The organism is Nocardiopsis trehalosi NBRC 14201 (assembly GCF_001552555.1).
In the GTDB taxonomy this organism is placed as follows: Bacteria; Actinomycetota; Actinomycetes; order Streptosporangiales; family Streptosporangiaceae; genus Nocardiopsis_B; species Nocardiopsis_B trehalosi.
Genome location: NZ_BCRK01000169.1, coordinates 1 through 13474, shown reverse-complemented (window position 1 = coordinate 13474; position 13474 = coordinate 1). Strand labels below are relative to the sequence as shown.

The following is a 13474-nucleotide window of genomic DNA, read 5'->3' as shown; positions in this document are numbered from 1 at the left end:
CCTCTCTGGACGGGGTCACCGCCAGTCAAGCCCGGCCCGCCCGGCGGCGTCCAAGACGCGTCGGCGATGCGGGTCATAGGCCGCGCCTATGGCGTGGGGTCCGCCCCGCCGTCCCCGGCCGCGGCGCGCTCGGCAGCGTAGCGCTCGGCGGCGTCCAGGAACGCGCGGGCGCCCGGGGTGAGCCGCCCGGCGCGGCTGACGGCGGACACCCGCAGCACCGGCGCCGGCGTGATCGGCCGCACCACCACCCCGGCGCGCGCGGCCAGCGGCCGCCACGCCGCCGGTACCACGGCGTGCCCCACCCCGGCCAGCACCAGCGGCAGGATCGAGGTGCGGTGCGCGACCTCGGCGGCCAGGTGCGCCGCCGCGCCGCCCGCGAGCGCGTCGTCCACGATCCCGCGCACCAGGGACCCCGGCGGGGAGGCCACCAGGCGCAGCCCGCCGAGGTCGGCGCGGGGCACCGGGCCCGTGTCCGGGGCGCGGCCCGGCGGCGACAGCAGCACCAGCGGCTGGTCCTCCACCGCCAGCACGTCCAACCCGGCGGCCCGGGGCAGGACGGCCGACCCCAGCAGGCCGACCTCGGCCGCCCCCGACCGCACCGCCCGCACCACCTCGTCGGCCGTGAAGGCCGCCGCGACGTGCACCGACATGGCCGGGTGGGCGCGGGCGAACGCCGCCATCAGGGTGGTCAGCGGTTCGATGCCCGGCGACGGCATCGACACCACGTCGACGCGGCCCCGCCGCAGTCCGCGGGCGGCCCGCGCGGTGTCGCGGACGGCGTCGAGGTCGCGGATGACCCGCCGGGCCGGCTCGACCAGCTGGGCGCCGACGTCGGTCAGCGCGACCCCGCGCCCAGCGCGGTGGAACAGGTCGGCGCCGAGGTCGCGTTCGAGGGCCGCGATGGCCTGCGACAGCGACGGCTGGGCGATGTGCAGCCGCTCGGCCGCCCGGCCGAACCCGCCGTGGTCCACGATGGCCAGGAAGTACGCCAACCGCCGCGCGTCCACGTCGCCCCCCTGCATGCGCCCAGTCTAGGGAGGGTGCGCGGCGCGGCCGGGCCGCCCTCCCCACCGGCCTCAGGTAAGGCTATGCTCGCCTTACTTCGGCGCCCGGTGGGCGCCCATCCCCCGACGCGGTGAGGAGACCCCCCATGGACACGTGTGCCCGACGCGCGGCCCCGGCGACGGCGGCCCGGTGGCGGTGCGCGGCGGCCGGCGCCGCCGCGGCCGCCCTGCTGGCCGGGTGCGGCGTGCCCGAACCCGCCACCGACGCCGGCGCCGCCGGCGCGGGCGGCGGCTACCCGCTCACGGTCACCACGGCGCACGGCGACGTCACCGTGGAGGCCGCCCCCGAGCGCGTCGTCGCGCTCGGCGCCCCCTCCGCCGACGAGGTCGTCTCCCTGGGCGTCGACCCGGTCGGGGTCGCCCTCGACCCCGCCACCCTGGAGGAGAGCGCCCCCTGGCTCGCCGACCGGGTCGCCGACACCGCCGAGGCCGGGTTGGTGCGGGCCGACGGCACCCCCGACATCGAGGCGATCGCCGCCCTCGAACCCGACCTGATCGTCGCCGAGACCTACCTGCTCACCGAGAAGCGGACCTTCGACCGGCTCAACGCCATCGCCCCCACGGTCGCCCCCGACTCCACATCGGTCAACGTCGACTGGGACGTGCGCCTGCGCAGCACCGCCGCCGCCCTCGACGCGGCCGACGAGGCCGAGCGGCTCATCACCGACATCGAGACCGAGTTCGCCGATTCCGGCGCCGGCGTCCCCGACGGCACCACCTACCAGTGGGTGCGGGCCGACCCTGCCGGCTTCACCTTCGGCAACGGCTCGGTGTTCGACCTCTACGGCATGGAACCCGCCGCCAACCAGGACAACACCCAGTCCAGCGACCCGCTGCCGCGCGAGAACACCGCCGAACTCGACGCCGACTTCCTCGCGGTCTGGGCGCCCGAAGGCCGCGCCGAACTGGAGGAGGACCCCCTGTTCCGGTCCTTGCCCGCCGTGGAGGACGGCACCGTCTACTTCGCCGACGCCGACTTCGCCAACGCCATCAACTCCCCGGCGCCCATCGCCCTGCGCTGGCTGCGCGAGGAGCTCACCCCCACCCTCGGCGCCCTGTCCTGAGCGCGCCGCCCGCCCCCTGGCCGGCCGGGGCGGCCGGTCAGGGGGCGTAGCGGTCGGCGGCCGCGCGCAGGTAGGCGGCCAGGGCCGCGCGCAGCTCCGGCGGGTCCAGGACCTCGATGTCGGGGCCGTAGCCGGCGAACTCCACCGTCGCGTGCCGCACCGACTCCACCGCCAGCTCCACCTCGCACCAGCCGTCCGCGCCCGGCTCCCGGCCCTCGGTGCCCGCCGCCGTGATCGGCGACGCCAGCGCCCGCACCAGCTCCAGCCCGCGCGCCGTCAACCGCACCCGGGTGCGCAGCGAGTGCCGCGACGCCTCGAACTCCGCCGACCACGCCCGCCACCGCTCCGCCAGGTCGAAGCCCTCCGGCGGCGTGAACTCCGTCCCGAGGTCGGTCAGCGCGCCGATGCGCGCCACCCGGAAGGTGCGCACGCCGCCCCGCGACCCGCCGGCGGGGTGCACCCGGCCCAGGACGTACCAGGTGCCCGCCTTCAGCACCAGCCCCAGCGGGTCGACCGTGCGCCGCACCTCCGTGCCGTCCCCCCGCCGGTAGGCGATCGCGACCGTGTGCCGCTCCCAGACGGCCGCCGCCAGCGGGGCCAGGTGCGGGGCGTCCTCGCGGGAGCGCCACCACCCCGTGGCGTCCAGGTGGAACCGCGACCGCACCCGCTCGGCGCGCTCGCGCAGGCCCTCGGGCAGCGCCGCGAGCAGCTTGAGGCGGGCGACCGCCATCTCGGCGCCCAGCCCCAGCTCGTCGGCGGCCCCCGGCACCCCGGACAGGAACAGCGACTCGGCCTCACCGCCGGTGAGCCCGGTCAACCGGGTGCGGTACCCGCCGAGCAGCCGGTACCCGCCCCCGCTGCCGCGGTCGGCGTAGACCGGGACGCCCGCCGCCGCCAGCGCCTCGACGTCGCGGTACACGGTGCGCTCCGACACCTCCAGCTCCTCGGCCAGCCGGGCGGCGGTCATCCGGCCGCGGTTCTGGAGCAGGAGCAGCAGGGAGAGCAGACGTCCGGCGCGCATCCCCCAGTCCTACCGGACGCGCGGCCCCGGTGCGGCCGGGCCGGCCCTTGGTACGCTCCCCTCGCGTGCGGCCCCGATGCGCCGCCACGGCCGAGGGGGCACGGGCATGAGGCGTCCCACCATCGTCGACATCGCCAGGGCGGCGGGGGTGTCCAAGGGCGCCGTCTCCCGGGCGCTCAACGGCCGCTCCGGGGTGTCGGCCGCCACCCGCGAGCGCATCCTGCGCGCCGCCGGGCGGCTGGGCTGGGCGCCCAGCAGCGCCGCACGCGCGCTGTCGGACGGCCGGGCCGGCGCCATCGGGCTCGTCGTCCACCGGCCCGCCCTCGTCCTGGGCACCGAGACGTTCTTCATGCGGCTCGTCGCCGGCATCCAGGACGAGCTGCGCGACGGCACCACCTCGCTGCTGCTGCGGTCGGTCGCCGACCGCGCCCTGGAGACCGCCACCCACCGCGCCTGGCACGCCGAGCGGCGCGTCGACGGCGTGCTCCTCATCGACCCGCGCCGCGACGGCCCCCGCCGCGACGACCCCCGCGCCGCCGCCCTCGCCGCCGCCGGACCGCCCGCCGTGGTCGTCGGCGGACCCGCGGGCGCCGCCGGGCTGCCGTGCGTGTGGTCCGACGACGCCGGCGCCATGCGCGGCGTGCTGGACCACCTCGCCGGCCTGGGCCACCGCCGCATCGCCCGGGTCGCCGGCCCGCCCGACCTCGTGCACACCGCCGAGCGCACCGCCGCGTTCACCGCGGCGGCCCGCGCCCGCGGCCTGGCCGCCGCCGAGGTGGCGTACGCCGACTACACGGCCGACCAGGGCGCCGCGCTCACCCGCCGCCTGCTGTCCGCCCGGCCCCGGCCCACCGCCCTGGTCTACGACAACGACCTGATGGCCGCCGCCGGGCTCGCGGCGGCCCGGGACATGGGGGTGGCCGTGCCCGCCGACCTGTCGGTGGTCGCCTGGGACGACTCCCCGCTGTGCCAGGTGGTGCGGCCCGCGCTCACCGCGGTGCGCCGCGACGTCACCGAGCACGGCCGGCTGGCGGCGGCGCTGCTGCTCACCCGGCTGGCCGGGGGAGCGGCGGGCTCGGTCGAGACGCCCCCGGCGGTGCTCCTGCCGCGCGCCAGCACGGCGCCGGCGCCCGGCCGGTGAGACGGTCCGGGCGCCGGCGGTGGGGCGTCAGCGCAGGTGGCGCGGTCCGCTGTCGCGGCTCTCGCGGTGTGTGCGGTCGAGCGCGGTCACGTAGTAGGTGGCCGACTCCGGGGCGCCGGGGTCGGTGAACTCCGTGGTGCGGCCGTCGGCGCGGACGGTGCCCACCAGGTGGCGGGCGTCGTCGAGGGCGCACCGCTGCTCGGCCGGCCGCGGCCGCCCGTCGAACCGGTACACCGCGTAGTAGGCGGGGGCGGTCCCCGAACCGGCGCGGATGCGCAGGTCGGCGCCCGCGTCGGTGCGCCGCGCGGAGGCGATCGAGGGGGTGCGCGGCGCGCGCCCCTCCCGCCCCTCGGCGACGGGCACGAGCGCGGGCCGCGAGTAGTGCCGCTCGTAGACGATGTCCATGGCCTCGGCCGCGGCGGTGCGCAGCTGCACCGCGCTGAAGTAGACGTCGCCGTCGACCTCGGGGTGGTCCTGGTTGAACGTCAGGTGGTCGCTCAGCTCGGCGGGGTCCTCCCACCCGGCGGTGCCCACCTTGTAGGCGGCCTGCCCGATGTAGAGGCTCACGTCGGTGCCCGCCACCACGTCGGACCACCAGGGCACCAGCGCGGCGTAGTCGGCGGCCGGGTGGCCGATCTCCCAGTAGACCTGCGGGTTGATGTAGTCGACCCAGCCCTCGCGCACCCACCGCCGGCTGTCGGCGTAGATGCCGTCGTAGGACTCGAACCCGCGGGTGGCGGAGCCGGCCGGGTCGCTGGAGGCGTTGCGCCAGATGCCGAACGGGCTGACGCCGAACTTCACGTGCGGCTTGGCGTCGTGGATGCGCTCGTCCATCTCGCGGATGAGCGCGTTGACGTTGTCGCGCCGCCAGTCCTCGATGTCGTCGAAGCCGCCGCCGTGCTCGGCGAAGGTGTCGGCGTCGGGGACCTCCTGGCCGGCCACCGGGTACGGGTAGAAGTAGTCGTCGAAGTGCACGCCGTCGAGGTCGTAGTTCTCGACCGCGTCCATGATGGCGTCCTGGACGAAGGCGCGGACCTCGGGCACGCCCGGGTCGTAGTAGTAGCGGCCCCCGTAGGCGAACACCCAGTCGGGGTTGCGGCGGGCGGGGTGGTCCTCGACCAGCCGGTCGAGGTCGTCGTGCATGGAGACCCGGTAGGGGTTGAACCACCCGTGGAACTCCAGGTTGCGCTCGTGCGCCTCGGCGACCGCGAACTCCAGCGGGTCGTAGCCGGGGTCGGCGCCCTGGGTGCCGGTCAGCCACTCCGACCAGGGCTCGTGCGGCGACGGCCAGAACGCGTCGGCGGTCGGCCGCACCTGCACGAAGACGGCGTTGAGGCCGAGGTCGACGGCCTGGTCGTAGTAGGCGGTCAGCTCGTCCTGCTGCTCCTGCACCGACAGGCCCTGGTCGCTGGGCCAGTCGATGTTGACGACGCTGGAGATCCACATGGCGCGCATCTGGCGCTCGTCGACGGCGTCGGCGTCGGGGGTGCACGGCCGGGTGGCCGGTCCGGTCTGCTGCCCGGTCGCGTGCGCCGGTGCGGCGGCGACCAGGGACCCGGTGACCAGCGCGGCCACCGCGCCGGACAGGGTCCGGAGCAGGGGGCCGCGCGCGACGGCCGTCCGGGGGGTCGGGCGGCGCGGGCCGCCCGGGTCGGGCATCGCTGCGGGGTGGTGTCGCTTCAACGTCGGTCCCTCCAGAGCTTGCCGGGCTCGGGGAGGCGGACGGTACCGCCTGTGTGGAGAAAACTTTCACACAATGCACCTCGCGGTGCAATATCCCTTCGCATGTGGCGCGGTGCGCGCCGCGGCGCCCGGCGGGTGCGGCGGGCGGCCGTCCGCCGGCTCCGGAGTGTTTCGGAGCAAACTCCGATTGTCATCGGGCGGCCCGCGTTGCTACCTTCGGCACACGGTTTGGGAGCGCTCCCAAGCGCCCCGGGCGTTCCCGAGGCGGGCCGGACGTCCCCCACATCCGAGCGTCCGGCCCGCCGACCGAGTCCGAGGAGGTGGTGCCCCGGAACCTCCCGTGCCCCCGGGACCGGCCGCGTCGGCACCGCGGCCTCGCGCGGCCGGTCTCCGCGCGCCCCGGCTCAGCCGGCCGGCGGCGCGCTGCTCTGCCGCACCACCAGGTCCGTCGCCAGGTCCAGGCGGAGGTTGGCGGGGCGCCCGCCGCGCGCCAGCGTCAGCGCCATGCGGGTGGCCTCCTCGGCCATCTCGGTCAGCGGCTGGCGCACCGTGGTCAGCGGAGGGCCCATCCAGCGCGCCACCGGAAGGTCGTCGTAGCCCACCACGCTCAGCTCCTCGGGGATGCGCACGCCCAGTTCGCGCGCCGCCTCGTAGAGCCCCATGGCCTGCAGGTCGCTGCCCGCGAACACCGCCGTCGGCCGGTCGTCCAGCAGCAGCAGCTCCCGCCCCCGGTCGCGCCCGCTCTCGACGTGGAAGTCGCCGGTGCGCACCAGCCGCGGGTCGAGGGCGATCCCGGCCGCGTCCAGCGCCGAGCTGTAGCCGTCGATGCGCGCGCGGCTGCACAGCACGTGCCGGGGGCCGCCGATCACCGCGATCCGCCGGTGCCCCAGGTCGATCAGGTGCCGGGTGGCGGCCAGGCCGCCGTTCCAGTTGGCCGAGCCGACCGAGGGCACGTCGGCGCCCGGGTCGCCGGTGGGGTCGACCACCACGAAGGGGATGCCCCGGGCGGCCAGCCGGGCCCGCTGCTCGGGCGCGAGGTCGGAGAACACCAGGATGGCCGCCGTCGACTGGCGGGCGAGCACGGAGTCGACCCACCCGTCCTGCGGGGTCTGCTCGCCGCCGGACTCGGCCAGGACGACGCTCAGCCCCTCGGAGCGGGCGACCCGCTCCACGCCGCGGATGACCTCGATCGCCCACGCGCTGTCCAGCTCGTGGAAGACCAGGTCGATGGTCGCGGAGCGGCCGCCGCCCGGGCCGCGGCGGCGCCGGTAGCCGTGCCGGTGGATCAGCTCCTCGACCCGGGACCGGGTCTCGGCGGCGACGTCGGCGCGGCCGTTCAGCACCTTCGACACCGTCGGCACCGAGACGCCGGCGGCCTCCGCAATTTTCGAGATGGTGATGGGTTCCGCCGGGGCGGCCTCGGGCGGAGGTGGGCTCGGATCTGCAGTCACGCCCCGGGATTTTACGCGATGCCCGGCGCCCGGGTGGCGTCCGCGTGGCGCACGTCTCATCCGGGTATTGACGCTCCTCGTTGCGGCACCGTAAATTCGGCCTCCTGAATTTCGAAATCTCCCCCGATAGTTTCGAAACAAGGAGTGGCCATGACTACCCCCAGAGTCGGCGCCGCCGGGGCGATCGTGCTCGCCCTCCTCGCCACCGGATGCGGCGGCGGCTCCGCCGACGACCGCATGCACGTGTGGATGTACCAGGACACCCTGGTCGTCGTGCAGGACGCGGCCGTCGAGCGCTTCAACGCCGACTCCGACGTCCAGGCCGTCATCGACGAGGTCCCCGGCGACACCTACGAGGACCGGCTGCGCACCGCCATGGGCTCCAGCGAGCAGCCCGACGTGTTCTTCAACTGGGGCGCCGGCAGCATCGCCCCCTACGCCGAGCAGGGCATGCTCACCCCGCTCGACGACGTCTTCGCCGAGGACCCCGAGTTCGCCGACGCCTACATCCCGTCGATCCTCGCGGCCGGCGCCATCGACGGCACCCAGTACGGCGTCCCCCTGCGCGGCACCCAGCCCGTCATCCTCTTCTACAACCGGGCGGTCTTCGAGGAGGCCGGCGCCGAACCCCCCGAGACCTGGGAGGACCTGCTCGACCTCGTCGACCTGTTCACCGAGGAGGGCGTCATCCCCTTCGCCCTCGCCGGCGCCGACCCCTGGACCGAGCAGATGTGGCTCCAGTACCTGGTCGACCGCCTCGGCGGCCCCGAGGTCTTCCAGCGCATCGCCGACGGCGACCCCGAGGGCTGGCGCGACCCCGTCGTGCTGGAGGCCGCCGAGATGGTCCGCGACCTGGTCGACCGGGGCGCGTTCGGCGACAACTACGCCTCGGTGAGCTACACCGAGGGCGGCGCCTCCACCCTGCTGTCGGAGGGCCGCGCCGCCATGCACCTCATGGGCTCCTGGGAGTACTCCACCCACCTCGACCAGGCCCCCGAGTTCGCCACCGAGGACCTCGGCTACGTCGCGTTCCCGCCGCTGCCCGGCGGCGAGGGCGACCCGGCCAACGTCGCGGGCAACCCCACCAACTTCTTCTCCATCACCGCCGACACCCCCTACCCGGAGGAGGCCGTCGCCTTCGTCAAGTCCACCGACGACGAGGAGTACGTCCGCGACATGATCGCCAACGGCGAGGTCCCCGTCACCGTCGGCGCCGAGGAGCTGCTGTCCGAGAGCCCCAGCCCCGAGTTCGCCACCTTCCAGTACGAGATGGTCCGCGACGCCCCCAACTTCCAGCTCTCCTGGGACCAGGCCCTCCCGCCGTCCGTCGCCTCCCCGATGACCACCGAGATCGAGCGGCTGTTCAACGGGCAGAGCACCCCCGAGGAGTTCGTCGAGGCCCTGGCGGCCCTGCAATGAGCGCCGCCCCCGCCACCGCCCGCCCCGCCGCCCGGCCCCCGGCCCGGCGCGGCGGGGCGGCCCGCGGGCCGCGCGCCGGCCGGCCCTCCGCCCTGTGGACCCTGCCCGGCCTGCTGTTCTTCGGCGTGTTCGCCGCCCTGCCCATGGCCCTCGTGGCCTACCTGTCGCTGACCACCTGGGGCGGCCTCGGCGACCCCCGGTTCACCGGCCTCGACAACTGGACCCGGCTGGCCGGCGACCCCGTGATGCACCGCGCCGTCGTCCTCAGCCTCGTGCTCACCGCCGCCACCTGGGCCGTGCAGACCCCCATCAGCCTGCTCCTGGGCGTCTGGGCCGCCGGGCGGCAGCGCACCCGCGCCGTGCTCTCGGCGATCTTCTTCCTCCCGCTGCTGCTGTCCTCGGCCGCCATCGCCCTCATCTGGCGCTCCCTGCTCGACCCCAACTTCGGGCCGCTCGCCTGGATCGCCCCCCGCGTCGGCGCCCCCGACGCCGACCTGCTCGGCGACCCCACCGGCGCGTTCCTCGTCATCATCGCCGTCACCGCATGGCAGTTCATCCCGCTGCACACCCTGCTCTACCAGGGCGGCGCCCGGCAGATCCCCGCCTCCCTCTACGAGGCCGCCGAAATCGACGGCGCCGGGCGGTGGACCGCCTTCCGGCACATCACCCTGCCGCAGCTGCGCAACACCATCACCACCTCCTCGGTGCTGATGGTCGTCGGCGCCCTCACCTACTTCGACACCGTCCTCATCCTCACCGGCGGCGGCCCCGGCAGCGACACCACCATCGTCCCCTTCCTCATGTACGAGGCCGGGTTCGAGCGCTGGGAGATGGGCTACGCCAGCGCCATCGCCCTCACCCTCGTCGTCGCCGCCACAGCGGTCTCCCTGGTCATGGTCCGCGTGACCGGGTTCGGGGCCATGCGCAGCACCCGGGAGGGCATGTGACCGCCTCCGCCCCCGCCCGCCCCGCCGCCCGCGGCGCGGCGGCGCCGCCCCGGCCGCCGCGCCGGCGGGCCGGCCGACCGGGCCGCCGCCGGCCCAACGTCCTCGCCGGCGCCGGGGCGTTCGCCTGGCTCGCCGTCATCGGCGTCCCGCTGTACGTGCTCCTCGTCGCCACCTTCCAGCGCAGCGAGGACTACACCGCCGCCGGCCCGCTCGCCCTGCCCGCCGACCCCACCCTGGACAACTACGCCCGGGCCATCGACAACGGCATCCTCGTCTTCGTCGCCAACACGCTCGCCGTCACCGCCGCCGTGGTGGCGATCGTCTGCATCCTGTCCGCCACCACCGCGTTCGCCGTCGTCCGCTCGCGCGGCCGGTGGACCACCGGGGTCTTCCGCGCGTTCCTGCTCGGCCTCGCCATCCCGGCCCAGGCCGTGGTCATCCCCGTCTACCTGATCATCGTCCAACTGGGGCTCTACGACTCCCTGGTCGCGATCGTGCTGCCCACCGCCGCGTTCGCCCTGCCCGTCTGCGTCCTCATCCTCACCGGGTCGATGCGCGACATCTCCGACGAGCTGTACGAGGCCATGGCCCTCGACGGCGCCGGGTCCGTCCGCACGTTCCTGCGCCTGGTCCTGCCGATGTCGAGGCCCGGCCTGGCCACCGCCGCCGTCTACTCCGCCCTCCAGGCGTGGAACGGCTTCCTGTTCCCCCTCGTCCTCACCCAGTCCCGCGACAGCCGCCTCATCACCATGGGCCTGTTCGAGTTCCAGGGCGAGTACCGGGTCGACGTGCCCGGCCTGCTCGCCGCCGTGGTGCTCTCCGCCGTCCCCATCCTCATCGCCTACCTCCTCGCACGCCGGTCCCTGGTCAACGGCCTGATGGGCGTGGGCGGCAAATAACCGCCGCCCGCCGCACCGGCCCCCACGAGGCTCCGCCCCCGCGGAGCACCCGACCCCCAGAAGGGCGACCCATGACGCGTCCACCCGAGCCCGACGACGGCCGCACGGCCGCCCCCGACGGCGCCGCCCCCTGGCGCGACCCCGCCCTGCCCCCGGCGGCGCGCGTCGACGACCTGCTGCGCCGCATGACCCTGGAGGAGAAGGCCGCGCAGCTCTCCGGGCTGTGGGTGGGCGCCGACGCCTCCGGCGACGGCGTCGCCCCCCACCAGCACGACCTCGCCGAGGAGCCGCCCGACTGGGACCGGGTCATCGCCGGCGGCCTCGGCCAGCTCACCCGGCCCTTCGGCACGGCCCCCGTCGACCCGGCCGCCGGGATCCGCGCCCTCGCCCGCTCCCAGGAGCGCGTCGCGGCCGCCAACCGGTTCGGCATCCCCGCCCTCGCCCACGAGGAGTGCCTGGCCGGGTTCACCGCCTGGACCGCCACCGTCTACCCCGTCCCCCTGGCGTGGGGCGCCGCGTTCGACCCCGGCCTGGTCGAGGAGATGGCCGGGCAGATCGGCGCGAGCCTGCGCGCCGTCGGCGTCCACCAGGGCCTCGCCCCCGTCCTCGACGTCACCCGCGACCCCCGCTGGGGGCGCACCGAGGAGACCATCGGCGAGGACCCGCACCTGGTGGCCACCATCGGCACCGCCTACGTGCGCGGCCTGGAGGGCAGCGGGACCGTCGCCACCCTCAAGCACTTCGTCGGCTACTCCGCCTCCCGCGCCGGACGCAACCTCGCCCCCGTCTCCGCCGGTCCCCGCGAGGTCGCCGACGTGCTGCTGGCCCCGTTCGAGATGGCGCTGCGCGACGGCGGCGCCCGCTCGGTCATGCCCTCCTACACCGAGATCGACGGCCTGCCCACCACCGCCGACCCCGCCCTGCTCACCGGGCTGCTCCGCGACACCTGGGGGTTCACCGGCACCGTCGTCTCCGACTACTTCGCCGTCTCCTTCCTGGAGACGCTGCACGGCGTCGCCGGCTCACCGGCCGAGGCTGCCGCCGCCGCGCTGGCCGCCGGGGTCGACGTCGAACTCCCCACCGTGCGCTGCTACGGCGACCCGCTCACCGCGGCCGTGCGCGCGGGTACGGTGCCCGAAGAGCTGGTCGACCGCGCCGCCCGCCGGGTGCTGACCCAGAAGTGCGAACTCGGCCTGCTCGACCCCGACTGGACCCCCCTGCCCGCCGCCGACCGGGTCGACCTCGACCCCGCCCCGCACCGGGCGCTGGCCCGCCGCCTCGCCGAGGAGTCGGTCGTCCTCGTCGCCAACGGCACCGGGCTGCTGCCGCTGCGCGCCCCCGCCCGGGTCGCCGTCGTCGGCCCCAACGCCGACACCGCCGCCGCCATGCTCGGCTGCTACTCCTTCCCCAGCCACGTCGGCCCGTCCCACCCGGACGTGCCCCTGGGCGTGGAGATCCCCACCCTGCTGGAGGCGCTGCGCGCCGAACTCCCCGGCAGCGAGGTCGAACACGTCCCCGGCTGCGCCGTGGACGGCGCCGACACCTCCGGCATCGCGGCCGCGTGCGACGCCGCCCGCGCCGCCGACGTGTGCGTGGCCGTGCTCGGCGACCGGGCCGGGCTCTTCGGCCGCGGCACCTCGGGGGAGGGGTGCGACGCCGCCGACCTGCGGCTGCCGGGGGTCCAGCAGGACCTGCTCGACGCACTCACCGCCACCGGCACCCCCGTGGTGCTGGTGCTGTACACCGGCCGGCCCTACGCGCTGGGCGCCGCCCGCCCCGCCGCCGTCGTGCAGGCCTTCTTCCCCGGCGAGGAGGGCGGGCCGGCGGTCGCCGGGGTGCTGTCGGGCCGGATCGGCCCCAGCGGGCGGCTGCCCATCGGCATCCCCCGCACCGCCGGCGGGCAGCCCGCCCCCTACCTGGGCGCGCCGCTGGCCGGGCGCAGCGAGGTGTCCTCGGCCGACCCCACGCCGCTGTACCCGTTCGGGCACGGCCTGTCCTACACCCGCTTCACCTGGTCCGACCCCACCGCCGGGGGCGCGCCCGCCGATCCGGCCGGGCCGCCGCTCACCGTGCCCACCGACGGCGAGGCCACCGTGGGGTGCACGGTCCGCAACGACGGGCCAACCGCGGGCACCGAGGTCGTCCAGCTCTACCTGAGCGACCCCGTGGCGCGGGTGACCCGACCGGTCCGCCGCCTCGTCGGCTACGCGCGGGTGCCGTTGGAGCCCGGCGACGCGCGCCGGGTGGAGTTCGCGGTCCCCGCCGACCTCGCCGCCTACACCGGGCCCGACGGGCGCCGCGCCGTCGACCCCGGCGACCTGGTGCTGACCCTCGCGCGCTCCAGCACCGACCCCGGCCTGCCCGTCGGCGTCCGGCTCACCGGCGGCGCGCGCACCGTCGACCACACCCGCCGGCTGACCGGCCGGGTGCGGGTCCACGACCCGGTGCGCGTGCGGGCCTGACCGGCCCCTGCCGGCGGCCCCCGGGAACGCACGCCCTCCCCTTCCCCGGGGGCCGCCCCCACCCCGCCGCGGCGGACACCCGCCACGGCGGGGTCGCGCGTGCCGGGCCCCGGCGGCGGTCCGGCCCACGGCAGGGCGCGCCCCAGGGCGCGGGCGATCCGCGTCGCCCGGACCGGTCGCCGGCTCCGGCACCGCCGGGGTACCACCGGACACCGCCGCGCCGTCGGCGCCCCGACTCCGCGCACACCGGACCGCCGGGCCCGTCCGGACCCGGCGGTACACGGGCGGCGGCGCCCCGCGGCCCTCACCGGCCGCGGGGCGCC

10 protein-coding genes are annotated in these 13474 nt (G+C 76.5%); 6 read left to right on the top strand and 4 right to left on the bottom strand.

The features are described from left to right. Positions 1–86: 86 nt before the first annotated feature. Complete coding sequence (locus NT8_RS22635; RefSeq protein ID WP_245646286.1) at positions 87–1022, bottom strand: LysR family transcriptional regulator; 936 nt, start codon at positions 1020–1022, stop codon at positions 87–89. A gap of 128 nt (positions 1023–1150) precedes the next feature. Here NT8_RS22635 and NT8_RS22630 point away from each other — a divergent pair, with 128 nt between their 5' ends. Continuing rightward, positions 1151–2128, top strand: coding sequence for an ABC transporter substrate-binding protein (locus tag NT8_RS22630; RefSeq protein WP_067973327.1), 978 nt, complete (start codon positions 1151–1153; stop codon positions 2126–2128). Positions 2129–2165: 37 nt separating this feature from the next. Here NT8_RS22630 and NT8_RS22625 read toward each other — a convergent pair whose 3' ends face one another. Beyond that, positions 2166–3149 carry a helix-turn-helix transcriptional regulator gene (locus NT8_RS22625; RefSeq protein WP_067973324.1) on the bottom strand — a complete coding sequence of 328 codons (984 nt, stop codon included), beginning with the start codon at positions 3147–3149 and terminating at the stop codon, positions 2166–2168. 106 nt (positions 3150–3255) lie between these two features. Here NT8_RS22625 and NT8_RS22620 point away from each other — a divergent pair, with 106 nt between their 5' ends. After that, a complete protein-coding gene (locus tag NT8_RS22620) occupies positions 3256–4290 on the top strand; it encodes a LacI family DNA-binding transcriptional regulator (RefSeq protein ID WP_067973322.1) in 1035 nt (344 codons plus the stop codon). A 27-nt stretch (positions 4291–4317) separates the two neighbouring features. Here the strand turns inward: NT8_RS22620 and NT8_RS22615 are convergent, their stop codons facing one another. Together NT8_RS22615 and NT8_RS22610 are read right to left on the bottom strand one after the other, a co-directional pair. Further along, positions 4318–5949, bottom strand: a complete 1632-nt coding sequence (locus tag NT8_RS22615; protein WP_067973319.1) for a glycoside hydrolase family 10 protein — start codon at positions 5947–5949, stop codon at positions 4318–4320. Positions 5950–6377: 428 nt separating this feature from the next. Then, positions 6378–7373 carry a LacI family DNA-binding transcriptional regulator gene (locus NT8_RS22610; protein WP_394326595.1) on the bottom strand — a complete coding sequence of 332 codons (996 nt, stop codon included), beginning with the start codon at positions 7371–7373 and terminating at the stop codon, positions 6378–6380. Between the two features lie 201 nt (positions 7374–7574). On the opposite strand from NT8_RS22610, the gene NT8_RS22605 reads away from it, so the two are divergent. The 4 genes from NT8_RS22605 to NT8_RS22590 all read left to right on the top strand — a co-directional run bounded on the left by NT8_RS22605 (position 7575) and on the right by NT8_RS22590 (position 13151). After that, complete coding sequence (locus NT8_RS22605; RefSeq protein WP_067973311.1) at positions 7575–8843, top strand: ABC transporter substrate-binding protein; 1269 nt, start codon at positions 7575–7577, stop codon at positions 8841–8843. After that, complete coding sequence (locus NT8_RS22600; protein WP_067973308.1) at positions 8840–9790, top strand: carbohydrate ABC transporter permease; 951 nt, start codon at positions 8840–8842, stop codon at positions 9788–9790. Before NT8_RS22605 ends, NT8_RS22600 begins: the two co-directional genes overlap by 4 nt. Beyond that, entirely contained in the window at positions 9787–10689 is a 903-nt protein-coding gene (locus tag NT8_RS22595) for a carbohydrate ABC transporter permease (protein ID WP_084469191.1), read from the top strand. Before NT8_RS22600 ends, NT8_RS22595 begins: the two co-directional genes overlap by 4 nt. Positions 10690–10760: 71 nt before the next feature. Beyond that, complete coding sequence (locus NT8_RS22590; RefSeq protein WP_067973305.1) at positions 10761–13151, top strand: beta-xylosidase/alpha-l-arabinosidase; 2391 nt, start codon at positions 10761–10763, stop codon at positions 13149–13151. The last annotated feature ends 323 nt before the right edge of the window (positions 13152–13474 follow it).

Coding starts and splice junctions, on each gene's coding strand:
- NT8_RS22600 (WP_067973308.1), top strand. CDS start 8,840: ATGAGCGCCGCCCCCGCCACCGCCCGCCCCGCCGCCCGGCCCCCGGCC.
- NT8_RS22615 (WP_067973319.1), bottom strand. CDS start 5,949: ATGCCCGACCCGGGCGGCCCGCGCCGCCCGACCCCCCGGACGGCCGTC.
- NT8_RS22605 (WP_067973311.1), top strand. CDS start 7,575: ATGACTACCCCCAGAGTCGGCGCCGCCGGGGCGATCGTGCTCGCCCTC.
- NT8_RS22620 (WP_067973322.1), top strand. CDS start 3,256: ATGAGGCGTCCCACCATCGTCGACATCGCCAGGGCGGCGGGGGTGTCC.
- NT8_RS22630 (WP_067973327.1), top strand. CDS start 1,151: ATGGACACGTGTGCCCGACGCGCGGCCCCGGCGACGGCGGCCCGGTGG.
- NT8_RS22635 (WP_245646286.1), bottom strand. CDS start 1,022: ATGCAGGGGGGCGACGTGGACGCGCGGCGGTTGGCGTACTTCCTGGCC.
- NT8_RS22590 (WP_067973305.1), top strand. CDS start 10,761: ATGACGCGTCCACCCGAGCCCGACGACGGCCGCACGGCCGCCCCCGAC.
- NT8_RS22625 (WP_067973324.1), bottom strand. CDS start 3,149: ATGCGCGCCGGACGTCTGCTCTCCCTGCTGCTCCTGCTCCAGAACCGC.